This window comes from Dactylosporangium sp. NPDC006015 (genome assembly GCF_040614215.1).
GTDB classification, from domain to species: domain Bacteria; phylum Actinomycetota; class Actinomycetes; order Mycobacteriales; family Micromonosporaceae; genus Dactylosporangium; species Dactylosporangium maewongense.
The window spans coordinates 272,867-288,434 of the sequence record NZ_JBEXUD010000004.1 but is presented as its reverse complement, the minus strand read 5'-3'; the positions used below and the strand labels follow the sequence as shown (position 1 = coordinate 288,434).

Genomic DNA, 15,568 nt, shown 5'->3' with positions numbered 1-15,568 from the left:
TACCGTTGACGTAATGACCTACCCCGTGTCCGCCGCGTCCGTCCACCGCCTCCTGCCGGCCCCGCCGCGCGTCCTCGCCCTCGGCGAACCCACCCACGGTGAGGACGTCCTTCTCGAGGTCCGCAACGACCTGTTCCGCGAGCTCGCCACCACGTCGCCGTTCCGGGCGATCGCCCTGGAAACCGACTGCCTGAAGGCCCTCGTCGTCGACGACTACGTCACCACCGGCGCCGGCACCCTCGACGACGCCATGACCAGCGGCTTCAGCCACGGCTGGGGCGCCGCCACCCCGAACCGTGACCTCGTGCGCTGGATCCGCGACCACAACGCCGACCTGCCGCCGTCCCAGCACCTGCACTTCGCCGGTATCGACGGCCCCCTGGAGCTCACCACCGGCCCAGCCGCCCCGCACCAGGCTGTCACCGCACTCCATGCAGCGTTGGCGGCGTCGGTACCGCCGGAGCTCCTGCCACCCACGGACCTCCTCGACGAGGTGCTCGGCCCCGAGGACCGCTGGACGGACCCGGCCGCGCTGCTCGACCCGTCCCGGTCCATCGGCCAGACCCCGGCCGCCGGCACGCTCCGCCTGCTCTGCGACGACATGGTGGCGCTCCTGGACACCCACACCCCGGCGTTCCCTTCCCGCACCGACCTGGACCTGGCGGCCCTGTACGCGCGCACCGCCACCGGCCTGCTGCGCTACCACCACTGGATGGCCGACCAGACCCCCGCCCGCATGCCCCGCCTCGTCGGCCTCCGCGCCGCCATGATGGCCGCGAACCTCCTCGCCCTCACCGACCGCGGTCCCGCCCTCGTCCACGCCCACAACCTCCACCTGCAACGCCACCGGTCGACGATGCGCCTCGGCGACCAGCACCTGACGTGGTGGAGCGCCGGCGCGCTCGCCGCCACCCACCTCGGCTCCGGCTACGCGTTTCTCGCCACCGCCCTCGGCACCATCCACCACCACGGCGTCCACACCCCACCCTCCGACACCATCGAAGGACAGCTATACGACATGTCGTCGGAGCGGTGCCTGGCCGGTCCGCACGCCCTGGCCGCCACGTACGGCGACACGACGCCACCCGCCCGCGAGTCACCGTGGTTCGGCTACTTCCCGCTCGACCCCGCCCACCTGACCGGCCCGTCCGCCCCCGACGGCATCGTCTTCATCAGGGACTCACCACCGGCCGGCCCGGGGGAGTGAACCAGCGGGGGGAGCGCACCACCCGGCCGAACTGCCGATCCACCCGTGTCGGGTCCCCGGCATCGGGAATTCTCCCGATGCCGGGCACTTGCCTCGCTGGTTCCCTGAATCCATGCCACCCCGGCACCCGCCAATCCCACCGCAGCAATGGGGGAGATCCGGACCTCCTTCAGGCGGCCAACCCGGACCCATCGTTGCCCCGCCGTCGCCGCGGCGGGGCAACGATGCCACACCCCGTCCCGCACCTCGTGCCTCGGTCACGCCGTGCGCCCATGCCTTCGCTCGCCGGCTCGTCCGCCGCGGATCGCCGGCGCGCGGTGGAGCCTGCCTCGTCTACCGCACGAGCGCCTCCGGGACCCGCAGGTTCTCGTGCTCGTACAGGGCCATGACCTCGGCGGGGTTGTCGGCGCGGGTCACGTCGGCGATGCGGTCCATCAGCTCGTCGTAGTCGGCGCCGGTCTCACCCCGGTACGCGGCCTCCATCCGCCCCCACTCGTCCCACGGCAGCAGCTCGAGCTTGTTCAGCGCGGCAAGGTCCCGCACCGCGTTGCCCTGGATCTCCGCGGGGCCGAAGTTCTCGGTGCCGCCCACACCGAACTGTTTCGCGTCGATTCGGCCTGCCCGCCACGCCGTCCACGCCTCACCGCCGGTCAGGAACAGTCCTTCGTCGAGGTCCTCGGGGTGCGGCAGCACGGTCCCGCCGACGATCTCCGAGTCGGTGCGGACCCACCGCCCGTCCCGGTGGTGCTCGACGACCCAGTGGTCCAGGCCGAGACCCTCCTGGAAGTACGTCGCGAACCCGCACCTGGCCCGCGCCGGGATCCCGCGCAGCCGCAGCAGCGCCACCGTCAGCACCGTGAAGTGCCGGCAGGTGCCGACCACCCGCCGGTCGGCGGGGCGTGGCAGGTGCAGCGGGTCACCGTCCAGGCGCAGTAACGCGTGGACGATCCGGTCGGCGTGCCGGAGCTGGTTGTCGTCGAACCGTTCGCCGGGCAGCTCAAGCTCGCCGGTCTCGTTGGGGTGCACGATCAGGGTGTGCGCGAGCCTGCAGATGCCGTCGGCGTCACCGGGCACCCCGGCGAGCGCTGCACCCGGCACCGCGGACAGGTCGGTGGATGGTCCCGGAGTGCGGTAGTCGATCCCCGTCATGCCCAGGACCCTACCGGCCGGGTACGACAGAACTCAGGTTGACATAATGTCGATTATCGAACATCTACGAGTACGGGTTGGATCGCCGCTCTGCGGCAGGATCGCCGTTCATGCGCTACCCGCACCCAGCGACGCGGAACTCATGACCGTGATCGACCGGTACGTCACCCCCGGCGGTCGCTACCGCAAACTGCTGCACGGCAACTACCTCCGGCTCGACGCCGAAGCGCGGGACCAGTTCGGCGCGGACCTCGCGACGGCCGCACGCACGATCACCGACCATGAGCTCGGCGTCCTGCTCGACAGCGAGTGTGCGCGTTCGCGGACACCTGGATGGCCGCCTGGCCCACCTCCCCCTGCGAAAGTGCTGCGGACGGTGGAGACGTGCGTCACGGAACGTGAATGGGTACCGGACGGATGTGCCAGATCGACGCAGGTGGGCACGGATGTCCCTCGCATGGGTGACGCGACGCTAGGTGATCGGCGTATGCAGCCGGTACCGTGTACGTATGCGTGAGGTGCGCAAGGAGCGGGTCACGGTGACGATGCCCGCCGATGAGGCCGCTGCGGTGCGGCGGTTCGTGGACGCGGGTGGCGCGGAGTCGGTGTCGGCGTATGTCGCCGAGGCGGTCCGGGGCCGGCTGGCGCGGGACCGGGCGCTCATGGCGCTGAACGAGCTGTATGCGCGACGCGGGGTGCGCATGGCGCCGGAGCACCACGCGTGGGCGCGTGAGGTGCTGGGGGTGGCACCCGCCGGGCCGGTGTCGTGACAGCGGTGGGTGGCCGCATCCTGGACAGCTCGGCGATCCTGGGGTTCGTGGCCGGCACGCCGTACAGTTCGGCGATCGTGTGGCATGCGGTGGATCAGGGTGTCGTGCTGGCGGTGCCGGCGGCGGCGCTCGCGGAGGCGTGGGCGCAGACGTCCCCGAAGGACTATGACGTGCTCAAGGTGCTGCTCAGCCTGCCGGTGGTGGTCGTGGACGACCTGACCGCCGCGGATGCCGTGGACAGCGGCGCGTTGTTCTCCGGTGAGGGCGGTCCCGCTCTGGTTGCCGCCGCGCATGTGGTACGCCGTGCGCAGGCCCGACCGGGCTGGGCGATCGTCACGGACCGGCCGGAGCTGCTGCGAACCCTGGACCCGTACGCGGAGATCGACGAGCTGCCCTGATCGCATGATCCATGTCGTACGGTGTGTCGCGTTCGAAAATGTCGTACCTGACTGGTAGAACGTTCCCGTACACATGTTCGACCGAGGAGGGTGCGATGGTAGCCGCGCGGACCGCGGCCGGAGGCTTGTCGACGGTGGAGCTGGAGCAGATCCGGGACACCCTCGCAGCCGGCCGGAAGCCGAAGGTGGTGTTCACGGAGGCTGCCGGCCAGATCGCCGGGCAGCTCGGGCAGGTCGTGCAGCTGACCGACCCGGAATTGTCCGAGGAATGGGTGGTGGTCCGGTTCGGCCGCGACGAGCTGCCCTTCTCCCCCGCCGACCTGAAGATCGCTCCGAAGGCGGCGCCGGCGCGTCGCACCCCGATCGTTCCCGCCCCTCGTGAGGAGAGCTCCGTGTCCGCGCCCGCCGTCGAGCAGCCCACCGACTCCGCCCTGCCCGGCTCCGACGCCCAGGCCGACCCGGCACCCGCCACCACAGAGGCGACCGACGGCGCGGGTGACGGCGTCAAGGACACCGCGGCGAAGGACACGGGCAAAGACGCAGGCAAGGACAGCGCGAAGGACCGGGAGCCCGTGGAGAAGTCCTCGGGCGTGCCGGCACCGAGGGCGACAGCGGCGAAGAAGGCCGCCCCGAAGCCGAAGGCTCCGGCGGGGCTGACGGTCACGCTGGCCTATGCGGACGGCGAGTGGACCGTGGCCGCCAACCAGGGCGCGAAGTCCCTCGCGAAGCCGTATGTCATCAAGGCCAGCGAGGCGCTGAAGATGGTCGGCATGCTCGACGTCCCCGGCGTCCACGAGGCCGTCGAGGAGATCGTGTCCGCCGCCCGTGCCGAGGCCGAGTCCCAGGCGGAGCGGCTGCGGGCGGAGCTGGCGGAGATCGAGGCCCGCCTGGCCGAGCTCCGCGAGGCCGAGTAGCGCCGAGCCCCGGACCTCCGGGATTGATCAGTGCCCGGCCGGCCGCTCGTGCCCCGGCCGGGCGGCACGTTCTGGCGCCGGGTGCCTGATGGACGGACACGTCAACCATCAGGCACCCGGCGCGAAGGCCTCAGGTCGGGCCGGAAGCCGTTCACGTTGACGGGTGTTGACGCTCGTGCCGTGGATCGGGTCGGTTCTTCCGCCGACAGGGCTGATCTGCACGAACCGCCGCACCGCAGCGGCCTCATGCCCGGACTCCCCCGGCTCCGTCATGCGCACATCGTGCAAAGGAAGGTTTGCAAAGGATTCTTTGCAGGCGTAGCCTCGGCCGTATGGTCGATCCCGCGGACCTTCCTGTCGCGTCGCCGGGGTACGTGCCCGAGCCGGGCGCGCTCAAGGCGCTGGTGCACCCGCTACGGCTGCAGCTGCTCGAGGCGCTCAGCGTCCGCGGCCAGGCCACCGCCACGCAGCTCGCGGCGGAGCTCGGTGAGAGCAGCGGCGCCACCAGCTATCACCTGCGTCAGCTGGCCCGGCACGGGTTCATCGAGGAGGTGGCCGGTGCCGGCACCGGTCCCGAGCGGTGGTGGCGTCCGGTCACCGGCGGATGGACGATGCCCGCCAGCGTGCAACGGGCACCCAGCGGCATTGCCGCGACGGCCGGCACCGTCATCGCGACCCTGCTGGAGGCGTCGCACCGCCGGCTCATGGAGTTCTACAGGACGCTGTCGCAGTGGCCGCTGCCGTGGCAACGGGCCGTGAGCCGCCAGCAGGCGCACCTGGATCTGACCCCGGAGCAGCTGCGGGCGCTGGGGTTCGAGGTCGAGGCGGTGGTCGACCGGTACCGGCAGCTGCCGCCCGGCCCGGACACCCGCCGGGTCCGTGTCGAGTTCGTCGCGTTCCCCGTCGGTGAACCCGGTGAACCCGGTGAGCCGGACGCCGCCAGAGACGGAGACGCAGACGGAGACGGGCCTGGCAGGGCGGCCGGCGATGGGTAGCCTCGGCAGCCGTTACTGGCGGCTGTTCGGTGCCAGTGCCACGTCGAACCTCGCCGACGGCATCGGCCGGGCCGCGCTCCCGCTGCTCGCCGCGACCTTCACCCGCGACCCGGTCCTGATCTCCGGGCTGTACTCGCTGGCGTTCCTGCCCTGGCTGGTGTTCGCGCTGCCTGCCGGGGCGCTCGTCGACCGCGGTGACCGCCGCCGCGCGATGGTGGTCGCCAACCTCGCGCGGGCGGGCGTCATCGGCGTCGTCGCGGCCGCCGCCGGCACCGGGCACGCGTCGGTCCCGCTGCTGTACGCGGCGGTGTTCGCGCTGGGTGCCGCCGAAACCGTGTACGACAGCGCGGCGAACGCGCTGCTGCCCCAGCTCGTCAGGCCCGGGCAGCTCGATCGCGGCAACAGCTGGCTGGTCACCGCCGAGACCGTCGGGCAGCTGTTCCTGGGCGCGCCGGTCGGAGCGTTGCTGTTCGCCGTGGCGGTCGCGGCGCCGCTGGCGGTCAACGCCACGGGGTTCGCGCTCTGTGCACTGATCATGCTCACCGTGCCCGGTTCGTACCGGCCGTCGCTCGCGCCGACCGGGTCGCTGCGCGCCGACATGCGCGACGGGCTGCGATGGATGCTGCGCCATCCGCTGCTGCGCGGACTCACCGTGCTGTTCGGGTTCACCGCGGCGTTCCAGGCCATGTCGATGTCGGTGCTGGTGCTGTTCGCCCTCGACGTGCTGCAGGTCGGCAGCCGCGGGTACGGGCTGCTCCTGCTCGCCGGTGGCGTCGGCGGCCTGCTCGGCGGGCTCGCCGCACCGTACGTCGGCCGCCTGCTCGGCCGCACGGGCACGCTGAGCGCGGTGGCGCTGTGCACCCCACCGGCCGTCGTCGGGATGGGCCTGACCAGCGACGCCGTGTCCGCGTTCGCGTTGTTCCTCGTCACCGCGTGCCTTGTCATGATCGGCAACGTGCTGACGATGTCGCTGCGGCAGACCCTCATCCCTGAGGAGCTCTTCGGTCGCGTCCAGGGGGTCTGGCGTACCGCCGTGTGGGGCGGTATCCCGGTCGGTGGGTTCGCCGGTGGCGTGCTCGCCGACGCCACCGATGTGCCGACCGTCTTCGTCGTCGCCGGCCTCGGCTATCTCGCCACCGGCGTCGCCGTCACCGCGCTGCTGTTCCGGCACCGGGCGCTCACCGCAGCCGCCGCGCCGGCCGGGGGCTGAGACGCGGCACGGTGGTGCGCTATGAAGGGCGGTATGACGCATGGGGGTTCGGTCGGTCGGGCGGGGCGCGGGATGGCGGTGGCGACGTTGGTGTCGCGGGTCGCCGGGTTCGTGCGGCTGGTGGTGCTGGCGTCCGCGCTGGGGCTGGGCAGCCGGCTGCTGGACGGGTACATCGTGGCGAACACGCTGCCGAACGCCGTCTACGAGCTGGTGGTCGGCGGTGCGATGGCCAGCGTGGTGGTGCCGTTGCTCGCGAGGGCGGCGGTCACCGAGCCCGATGACGGGGTCGTGTACGCGCAGCGGCTGCTGACGTTGCTGTTCTACGTGCTGGCGGCGGTGACGGTCGCGGCGATGGTGTCGGCGCCGTGGCTGGTGCGGGTGTACGCGCCGGGGTTCGCCGATGAGGAGCTCGCGTTGGCGGTCGTGTTCAGCCGGTTCTTCCTGCCGCAGATCCTGTTCTACGGCGTCAGCGCCACCGCCGGTGCGGTCCTCAACATCCGGGGACGGTTCGCTGCTCCGATGTGGGCGCCGCTGGTGAACAGCGTCATCGTGATCGCGGTCAGCGTCGTGTACCTGCTGGTCGGGGGCGGCACGAGCATCGACGCGTTGACCGGGCCGCAGCTGCTGGTGCTGGCGGTCGGCACGACCGGCGGGGTGGTCGGTCAGACGGCGCTGGTGGTGTGGGCGCTAGCGCGGAGCGGGTTCGTGCTGCGGCCGCGGCTGGATCCGCGGGGCATCGGCATCCGGCGGATCGGGCGGCTCGGCGGTTGGGTGCTCGTGTCGGTCGTCGCGGCGCAGGTCCTGATCGTGGCGGCGACACGGGTGGCGTCGATCGGCGGGCCGGGTGGGATCAGCGCGTACCAGAACGCGTTCGCGGTGTTCCAGATGCCGTTCGCGGTCGTGGCCGTGTCGGTGATGACCGCGATCCTGCCCAGGCTCAGCCGTCACGCGGTGCGGCGGGACCACGCGCGGATGACCGAGGACCTGTCCCGGGCGGTGCGGCTCGCCGTGGTGGCGCTCGCTCCGGTCGCGGCGGCGATGCTCGTGCTCGGCCCGCAGCTCGCCACGCTGCTGTTCGCGCACGGGCGCAGCGCACCGCCGGCGGTCGCGCTGCTGGGTGCCGTGGTGGCGGCGTTCGGTGTGGCGCTGGTGCCGTTCACCGGTTACATGATCCTGCAGCGGGGCTTCTACGCGCTGCAGGACACCAGGACCCCGGCGCTGATCACCGTCGGGGTGACGGTCGTCGGGGTCGGCGGCTGCTTCGCCGCGGCGTGGGTGCTGCCGCGTGCGGACATCGTCGTCGGGGTGCCGCTGGCGTACGCGGTGGCGTACACGGCGGGTCTCGTCGCGGCGGCCGCGGTCCTGCGGCGCCGGTTGGGGCGGATCGACGGCCGGCGGCTGGTCAGCACGCACGTGCGGGTCGGGGTCGCGGCCGGGCTGGCCGGTGGTTGCGCCGCGGTGGCGGTGCTCGTGTGTACGCCGCTGGTCGCGCCCGGGTTCGGGGCGGCTCTGGTCACGTCCGCCGCGGCAGGTGTCGTCGGCGTTGTCGTGTACGTCGTGGCCGGCCGTATGATGCGCCTCACCGAGCTGCGGCAGCTCCTGTTCGTCGCCTTGGCCGGCATCCGGACCAGCTGAGGATTGCCGATTACTGGATTGCCGGTAATCGCTTGCCGGTTGGCTGTTTCCCGTCACTGGGGCGCTGGCCGGATGGGAGGGCCGCTGGAAGGCCCGCTGGAAGGCCCGGTGGTGGGATGTGCGTGGTGGCAGGGGTGGCGCTACCGTTCCTTGGTTCAGTTCGGAGTGACGGTGGCGGGATGACAGACGTGGAGCAGGGTGCGGCGCTCGGACATGGTGCTGCCGGCGGCGAGGTGAGCGTCTCCCCCGCCGCGGTCGACGGTGCCGTGGGCTCCTTGGTGGACGCGGGTCCAGACGTACCCGGAGCGGCGCCCACGGTTGGAGCACAGGCGGACGTCCGGGCGGCACAGGTGCCCGCAGCGGCGCCGGCGGCCGGCGACCCGTGGCGGGTGCCGCGGTTGTGGCGGTTCCTGCTGGTCCTGGCCAGGGAGGTGGTGCGGCCGGTCGCGCGGATGCGGGTGACCGGGGACGTGCCGGCGGAGCTGCGCGGTGGGCCGGTGGTGTTCGCGGTGAACCACATCGGGCCGTTCGACCCGGTGGCGATGAGCGCGGCGTGCCGGGTGGCGAGGTTGGCGCCGCGGTTGATGGCGACGGGTGGGTTGTTCCGGGCGCCGGTGGTGGGGTCGATGATGCGGGCGGCCGGGCACATCAGGATCAACCGGCGGCAGGCGGACGTCGGCAACGCCGTCGACGTGGTCGCCGACGCGCTCGCGGTGGGTTCGCATGTGCTCGGGTACCCGGAGGGGCGGATCACGCTCGACCCGGGGATGTGGCCGGAGCGGGGGAAGACGGGGATGGCGCGGATCGCGTTGCGGACCGGGGTGCCGGTGGTGCCGGTCGCGCAGTGGGGTGCGCACGAGGTGGCGGCGTGGGGCGGGTTCGGGCCGACGGTGCGGACGTTGGGGCGGTCGCTGCTGCGCCGGCCGGTGGTGCGGGTGCATTTCGGTGCTCCGGTCGACCTGTCGGACCTGGACCCGGGGGTGCCGGGGTCGGCGCAGCGGGCCACGGACCGGATCATCGACGCGATCACCGCGGAGCTCGTCAAGCTGCGGGTGGACGAGCCGCGCCTGCCGCGGTATGTGGACCCGGTCAGGCCGTTGTCGACGCAGCGCCGGCACCGCCCGGCCCGGTGACGGCCGACGAAACGGTAGCCGCCGACGAAACGGTGGCTGCCGGCGAAACGGTGGCTGCCGGCGAAACGGTGGCTGCCGGCGAAACGATACCGGCAGGCCGCAGCATGTAGACGTCAACCGGGTCGGCGGCGGTGACGGTGAAGCCGTGCCGCTCGTAGAGGCGGCGGGCGGCGCTGCCCTGCAGGACGTTGAGCCGCACCGGCAGCCCGTCGGCGTCGGCGCGGTCCAGTCGCGTCCGCAGCACCGCGGAGCCGATCCCGTGGCCGTGCAGGTCGGGCCGCAGGTAGAAATGCTCCAGCCACAGCTCCCCCCGCCGCCGGGCGCAGCGCGACGCAGCCCGCGACGGCACCGGCGACCTCGATCACCGTCGTGTTCTGCGGCGCGAACGAGCCGAGCAGCCGCTCCCGGACCCGCACCGGGTCGTACCGGCCGAGCCGGGTCAGGTCGGGGCGCAGGACGACGGCGCGGAGCTCGGCGATCGTGGTGGCGTCGCCGGCGCGGGCGGGTCGGAGCGTCCAGGGGGCAGGCGTCCAAGGGGTCACGGCGGGGAGTATCGCAACCGGACCGCTCCCACGAACCGCTCCCCCGCTTCCCTGCCCCCGCCGACGTGGACACGACAGCCCGGTTCGGCGGGGACGCACGGCAGCAGGGGGCAGCGGATGCAGGCGTCGGCGCGTACCCGCAGGCGGTGGCGGCTCGCGATCGGCGGGGCGAGCGTGGTGCTGCTGTCGGTGGCCGTGTTGTGCGTGGTGGGGGTCGGCAGGACCCGGCACGCGGCGGAGACGGTCGCCCGGTCGACGGCGTTGTCCGACGCGTACGCGCGGGCGAACAAGGCGATCGCCGAAGAGGAGTCCCTGGAGCGCAAGTACCGGCTGGACCGCGGCGACGCGGTCCGGGCGCGGCACGCGATGGCGGGGGCGGCGTTGCACGCGGCGTTGAAGGATGTGGAGGCGCGCGGCGGGGCGCCGGACCGGGACCTGGCGTTGCGGCTGCGGCACGTCCACGACGAGTACGGGTATGCGGTGCTGCGGGTGTTCGCCGCGGTCGACAACGGGGACCTGGCCGAGGCCGCGCGGATCAACAACGACGACGTGGACCGGATCTTCTACCAGTTGAGCGCGGAGATCCAGGCGGCCGCGGACCTGCACGCGAGACGCGCGGACGCGGCGATCGCGGAGCTGCGCCGGGTGGAGGCGCTGGTGTTCGGTGGGCTGCTGACCGCGTTCGGTGTGGGTGCGGTGCTGCTGATCGGTCTGGGGCTGCTGGTGGTGCGGTACCAGAACGCGATGATGGCGCAGGCGGACCGGCATGAGCACGCGGCCCGGCATGACGCGTTGACGGGGTTGCCGAACCGGACCCTGTACACGGAGCGGCTCGAGGCGGCGATGCGGGCCCGGGACGCGGTGCTGTCGGTGATGCTGCTGGACCTGGACCGGTTCAAGGAGGTCAACGACACGCTCGGCCACCAGTACGGCGATGAGCTGCTGGTGCAGGTCGCGGCCCGGTTGACGGGTGAGGTGCGGGCCGGGGACACGGTCGCGCGGTTGTCCGGGGACGAGTTCGCGGTGCTGCTGCCGGGCGCTGACGTCGGCCGGGCGCGGGCCCTCGCGGGCAGGTTGCAGGAGCGGCTGCATCAGAGTTTCGTGCTGCGGGACGTGACGGTGGACGTGGAGGCGTCGATCGGGATCGCGGTGCGGCAGCCGGACGCCGGTACGGCGGAGGCCGCCGATGAGCTGCTGCGGGCCGCGGACGTCGCCATGTACGCGGCGAAGGACACGAAGAACGGTGCCGTGGTGTACGAGCCGGCGACGACTGCGGCGCCGCCGAGCCGGTTGCTGCTGCTCGGGGATCTGCGTCGGGCGCTCGCCGAGGCGGAGGAGCTGGTGCTGTACTACCAGCCGAAGGTGGCGCTCGCGTCCGGGGAGCTGTGCGGGGTGGAGGCGCTCGTGCGGTGGCATCACCCGACCCGGGGGCTGGTCGCGCCGGCTGAGTTCGTGCCGATGGCGGAGAACACGGGCCTGATCAACCTGTTGACGACGCATGTGCTGGGCCGGGCGGTGGCGCAGGCGTCGGCGTGGCGGGCGGCGGGGTGGACGGTGCCGGTGGCGGTGAACCTGTCGCCGCGGTGCCTGACGGACCCGGCGTTGCGGGACCGGGTCGAGGGGCTGCTGACCGAGCACCGGTTGCCGGCGCAGCTGCTGCGGCTGGAGGTGACGGAGAGCGCGGTGATGGCGAACCCGGCCCTGGCGACGGCGACGCTGCGGGGGCTGCACCGGCTCGGGGTGCGGTTGTCGATCGACGACTACGGCACCGGGTATTCGTCGATGGCGTACCTGAAGCAGCTGCCGGTCGACGAGTTGAAGATCGACCGGTCGTTCGTGGTGAACCTGTCGGGTGCGGACGACGACGACGCGGTCCTGGTCCGCTCCGCGGTGGACCTGGGGCACAACCTGGGGATGACGGTGGTCGCGGAGGGTGTGGAGCACGCGGTCCAGGTGGAGGCGCTGCGCCGGCTCGGGTGTGACATCGCGCAGGGCTACCACTACGCGCGGCCGGAGCCGGCCGACCATCTGCGGCCCTGGCTGCAACCGGCCCCGGCCCGCTGAGCAGAGGCCGCGAAGGGGGCCGCGAAGCCGGCGAAGGCCCGCCACGACAACCGTGGCGGGCCTGAACCGAAACCCCCCCGGGGTTACGTGTGTGGGGCCCAGAACCCGGCGAGGGAGCTGGTGGCCGGGTCGTCGGACGCCAGCAGCGGCGCCCACGGGTCCGCGCCCGCCGGGACGTCCGCGCCGTCGTACGCGGCCAGGTCGGCCGGGCTCGCCGGGTCCGCGGTCACCGCCGGGTCGAACGCGGCCGCCGTGTGGTCGGGGCCGCCGAGGACGTCGGCGTCGGTCCACGGGAACCCGTCGACGGGTTCGGGTGGGCTGTCCAGGTGCAGTTCCTCCGGGAACGTGTGCCCGGGCCAGCCGTCGGTGTCGCCGTGCAGGTCGGGGTCGCTGCCGAACGGCTCCGCCCCGCCGTCCACGTCCGTGTCGACGGTGTGTTCGGCATGCTGGTCGGCGAGGGGTTCGAACCCGGCGTGCTGGTTCGGGTCACCGTCCGCGTCCTCGAAGTGCGCGTCCGATGTGTCCGAGGCGTGCGAGGTTTCCGAGGTTTCGTGGTGGACGGACTGGTCGTAGTCGTCGGCGGCGTGTTCGGTGCCGAGCGGCTCCTCCAGGTCGTCGGCGCCGTGGCTGTCGTGCCCGTCGCCGAGCGCGGTGTAGTCGTCGTGCCCGTCGAACCCGGTGTCGCCGAACGCGTGCCCGTCACCGAACCCCTGTTCGAACGCGCCGTCGGTGTGGCCGCCGCCGAGGTCGGCGGTGTCACCGGTGTCCGGTTCGTCCCCGGACTCCGACCATTCCCAGTGCCCGTCCATGATCCAACCCCCTTACGCTTCGGCCGGTGCGTCGGCCGCGTCCGCGGGTGCGTTCGGCGCCAGTGCCCGTACCCGCACGAGGACCTCGTCAACCTGTTTGATGCGGGCCCGCAGACCTTCCCGTTCCGTGTTCAGTGCCGCCTTGCGCTTCGCCCGCTCCGCCTTGTCCTCCGCGAGGGACTTGTCGATGTTGGCGATGTGCGCGTCGAGCTGCTTGAGCCGCCGTTCGATCGCCTCGTCGAGGGCGAGGGTCAGCGCGTACTGCAGGTCGGTGAACCGGTGCATGATCTCGTCGGACAGCGCGGCCCGGGCCTCGCCGAGGACCTCCCGCAGCCAGGTGCGGGTCTGCTGCTTGTCGGTCATGCTCTTCCGCTTGAAGATCATGTACGCGCCGGCGGCGAGACCGAGACCGATGCCGATGACGGGGATGACGAGCCCGGCGCCGGCGACGCCGGCAAGACCGATCGCGCCGGCACCCGCCATCGCGCCCCGGCCGGCCATCATCGCCATACCCGCGGACGACATGACGACCATCGCGCCGTCGCCGCCACCGCCGTCGCGGCGGGGCTTGGTGCCCAGGGCGTGCCGCAGCTTCGCGTTGAGCTGCCGCAGCACGTGCTGCAGCTCGTTGGGGTGGAACACCTGCGCGAGGACCCGCTCACCGACCTTCCGGAACCGGAACTCCAGGTCGTGGGACAGCCGCACCGACAGCGCGTAGAGGGCCTTGTCGACCTCCGCGGGCAGTTCGCTGATGTCGCCGCGGCCGCCCTTGTCGATCTTCTCCATGAACTGTTCCTGCAGCTGCGTCATGTACGAGCGCAGCCTGGTGGTCGCCTCGACGCGGGCCCGTTGCGTCTCGGTGGACAGGGCGAGGGACCACTGCCGGGACTCGGTGCGCTTGCGGGTCGCGACCTGCGCGCGTTCCTCCTTCGCCCGTTCGGCGTCCTTCGGGTCGGGGTCGGTCGCCTTCATCCGGTCGCCGAGCTCCTGGTCGACGCGGATGTACTCCGACCGCACGGACCGCAGCACGTTCGCCTGCTGCAGCAGGTGCCCCTTCTTCGCCAGGTCGATCAGCGCGTGCTGCAGCTCCGCGATCCGCGACTCGCGGATCAGCTCCCCCGCGGACTCCTTCGGCAGCGTCATCGCCAGCTCCGCGAGCCTCGCGGACACGGGGAACCACGGCGCGGCCCCGAACCGGGGCGCGTGCGTCTGCAGCTGCCCCTTGTTGTCGGCGAGGATCGTGCGCCACCCCGGGTACGCGTCAACCTTCGTCAACGCGAACAGCACGAAGTTGACCTTCTTGCTGGCCTCGATGAGGAAGTTCATCTCCGGCTTGGAGAACGGTGAGGACGAGTCGACGACGAACAGCAGCGCCGTGGCGCGTTCGACGGCGTCCATCGCGACCTCGGCGTGCATCGAGTCGAGGCCGCCGGTGCCGGGCGTGTCGGTCAGCGTCAGGTACTGCAGCAGCGGCGCCGAGTGGTGCACCTCGATCCGCCGGGGCGGGCGCATCCCGTCGGGGAGCCGCCCGAGGACGGTGCCCCAGTCACGCAGGTCGCTGAGGTTGATCGGGATCGGGTCCTCCCGGCCCGGCACGTACGCGCGGGCGCCGTGCTGCGGGTTGTGGGTGAACTCCAGGTAGGAGGCGGTGGCGACGGCCGCGTCGACCGGCGACAGGTTCGGCACCCCCATCAGCATGTTCGTGAGGCTGCTCTTGCCACGTTTCGTCTCGCCGACGACGACGATGCGGGGGCGTTGCACGTCCCGGCGGCGTTCGGTGTCGACGTCCGCGGCCGCGTCCGGGTCGATCTTGCGCAGGTACGCGAGGGACCCGTCGACGCCGGCCTTCAGCAGCTTGCCGAGCGCCGCCTCCGGGCTCGGTGGTTTCGGTTTGCCGTTCGCGGGAGGCGCCGCGTTCTCGGTCGACGTCATCGTGGCTGCTCCCTGTGCTGGTTGTTCTGCGGGACGGTCGGGTGGGCGCCGGTCGGCCCGCCCGGGTTGCGGGGCGCCTGGTACACGGTGACGATCGGGGCGCGCAGCACCCGCCCATCACGGTCCAGGTAGCCGGGGACCTCGACGGCGGCGATCGACCCGATCAGCGCCGGGTCGGTGCTGGGGGCGGCGCCGCCCGCTTCGTGGTGCGCCGGGTCGAACCGGACCCCGGTCGGCTCCAGGATGGTGACGCCGGCCTCCTTCAGGGCGGCGCCGAGCCGGTCGCCGAGCGCTTTGGACGTGACCCGGTCCCGGACGTAGATGCACGCCTGCACCAGCGCCCGCCGGTCGTGCTCGGCGGGTCCGCCACCGTTGTGGCCGGCGGTGACGGGGACCTGCACCTGCCGGGGGCCGCGGGCGGACAGCAGCAGGAGCAGCAGCAGCGCCGCGCCGACGAGCAACGCCCCGACGAACGCGGTCGCCGCCGCGGTCACCCCGAACGTCTCCCGGGTCGTGCACGCCGGGGTCGCCGCCTGCACGACCTGCGCGGCGTGGGTCGCCGGCTGCTGCTTCGGCGGCGCCTCGGGGGCGCCACCACCGCCGATGGAGTCACCGATGCCGGCGCCGCCGTTCGCGGTCGTCGGCGCCGGCGCCGGCGCGGTCGTGGCGGCCGTCTGCGCCGGCACCGCCGGGCAGTCGGGGCCACCGCTGAGCAGACCGGTCGCGACGCCGGTGAGCACGGCGACGATCAGGGCAACAGCCACAGCGACGAGACGCAGGCTGTTGTTGGACGAGAGCATTCCCGGCTCC

General features: G+C 72.6%; 15 protein-coding genes. 10 read left to right on the top strand and 5 right to left on the bottom strand.

The window, feature by feature from the left end; genetic code table 11:
• The first annotated feature begins 13 nt into the window (after positions 1-13).
• Complete coding sequence (locus ABZ321_RS09845; protein ID WP_354890643.1) at positions 14-1,207, top strand: erythromycin esterase family protein; 1,194 nt, start codon at positions 14-16, stop codon at positions 1,205-1,207.
• A 333-nt stretch (positions 1,208-1,540) separates the two neighbouring features.
• Here the strand turns inward: ABZ321_RS09845 and ABZ321_RS09840 are convergent, their stop codons facing one another.
• The gene (locus tag ABZ321_RS09840) at positions 1,541-2,356 is read right to left on the bottom strand and encodes a transglutaminase domain-containing protein (RefSeq protein ID WP_354890641.1); all 816 of its coding nucleotides are present in this window, start codon (positions 2,354-2,356) and stop codon (positions 1,541-1,543) included.
• On the opposite strand from ABZ321_RS09840, the gene ABZ321_RS09835 reads away from it, so the two are divergent.
• The 8 genes from ABZ321_RS09835 (at position 2,355) to ABZ321_RS09800 (ending at position 9,411) form a co-directional block, all read left to right on the top strand.
• Positions 2,355-2,873 (top strand): DUF6000 family protein, encoded by a 519-nt coding sequence (locus tag ABZ321_RS09835; protein WP_354890639.1) that lies wholly within the window; start codon positions 2,355-2,357, stop codon positions 2,871-2,873. The genes ABZ321_RS09840 and ABZ321_RS09835 overlap by 2 nt on opposite strands.
• Entirely contained in the window at positions 2,866-3,126 is a 261-nt protein-coding gene (locus ABZ321_RS09830; protein ID WP_344504863.1) for a hypothetical protein, read from the top strand. The genes ABZ321_RS09835 and ABZ321_RS09830 overlap by 8 nt, the downstream gene beginning before the upstream one ends.
• Positions 3,127-3,131: 5 nt before the next feature.
• A complete protein-coding gene (locus ABZ321_RS09825) occupies positions 3,132-3,524 on the top strand; it encodes a hypothetical protein (RefSeq protein WP_344504862.1) in 393 nt (130 codons plus the stop codon).
• 95 nt (positions 3,525-3,619) lie between these two features.
• Positions 3,620-4,438 carry a hypothetical protein gene (locus ABZ321_RS09820; protein ID WP_354890637.1) on the top strand — a complete coding sequence of 273 codons (819 nt, stop codon included), beginning with the start codon at positions 3,620-3,622 and terminating at the stop codon, positions 4,436-4,438.
• A 332-nt stretch (positions 4,439-4,770) separates the two neighbouring features.
• A complete protein-coding gene (locus ABZ321_RS09815; protein WP_354890635.1) occupies positions 4,771-5,433 on the top strand; it encodes a helix-turn-helix domain-containing protein in 663 nt (220 codons plus the stop codon).
• Positions 5,426-6,643 carry an MFS transporter gene (locus ABZ321_RS09810; protein WP_354890633.1) on the top strand — a complete coding sequence of 406 codons (1,218 nt, stop codon included), beginning with the start codon at positions 5,426-5,428 and terminating at the stop codon, positions 6,641-6,643. The genes ABZ321_RS09815 and ABZ321_RS09810 overlap by 8 nt, the downstream gene beginning before the upstream one ends.
• Positions 6,644-6,715: 72 nt before the next feature.
• Entirely contained in the window at positions 6,716-8,278 is a 1,563-nt protein-coding gene (gene murJ, locus ABZ321_RS09805) for a murein biosynthesis integral membrane protein MurJ (protein ID WP_354890793.1), read from the top strand.
• Positions 8,279-8,457: 179 nt separating this feature from the next.
• Positions 8,458-9,411: a lysophospholipid acyltransferase family protein gene (locus ABZ321_RS09800; RefSeq protein WP_354890631.1), complete on the top strand. Its 954-nt coding sequence runs from the start codon at positions 8,458-8,460 to the stop codon at positions 9,409-9,411.
• Here ABZ321_RS09800 and ABZ321_RS09795 read toward each other — a convergent pair.
• Positions 9,368-9,760 (bottom strand): GNAT family N-acetyltransferase, encoded by a 393-nt coding sequence (locus ABZ321_RS09795; protein ID WP_354890629.1) that lies wholly within the window; start codon positions 9,758-9,760, stop codon positions 9,368-9,370. The two genes, ABZ321_RS09800 and ABZ321_RS09795, sit on opposite strands and share 44 nt — an antisense overlap.
• A 310-nt stretch (positions 9,761-10,070) precedes the next feature.
• On the opposite strand from ABZ321_RS09795, the gene ABZ321_RS09790 reads away from it, so the two are divergent.
• Positions 10,071-12,017 (top strand): bifunctional diguanylate cyclase/phosphodiesterase, encoded by a 1,947-nt coding sequence (locus ABZ321_RS09790; protein ID WP_354890627.1) that lies wholly within the window; start codon positions 10,071-10,073, stop codon positions 12,015-12,017.
• 83 nt (positions 12,018-12,100) lie between these two features.
• Here the strand turns inward: ABZ321_RS09790 and ABZ321_RS09785 are convergent, their stop codons facing one another.
• From ABZ321_RS09785 to grpE, 3 genes are read right to left on the bottom strand one after another with little or no spacing between them, the layout of a single operon-like run.
• Positions 12,101-12,826, bottom strand: coding sequence for a hypothetical protein (locus tag ABZ321_RS09785; RefSeq protein ID WP_354890625.1), 726 nt, complete (start codon positions 12,824-12,826; stop codon positions 12,101-12,103).
• 12 nt (positions 12,827-12,838) lie between these two features.
• On the bottom strand, positions 12,839-14,758 hold the full coding sequence (locus ABZ321_RS09780) for a dynamin family protein (RefSeq protein WP_344504854.1): 1,920 nt from the start codon (positions 14,756-14,758) through the stop codon (positions 12,839-12,841).
• Positions 14,755-15,558, bottom strand: coding sequence for a nucleotide exchange factor GrpE (gene grpE, locus ABZ321_RS09775; RefSeq protein WP_354890623.1), 804 nt, complete (start codon positions 15,556-15,558; stop codon positions 14,755-14,757). The genes ABZ321_RS09780 and grpE overlap by 4 nt, the downstream gene beginning before the upstream one ends.
• Positions 15,559-15,568: the final 10 nt, after the last annotated feature.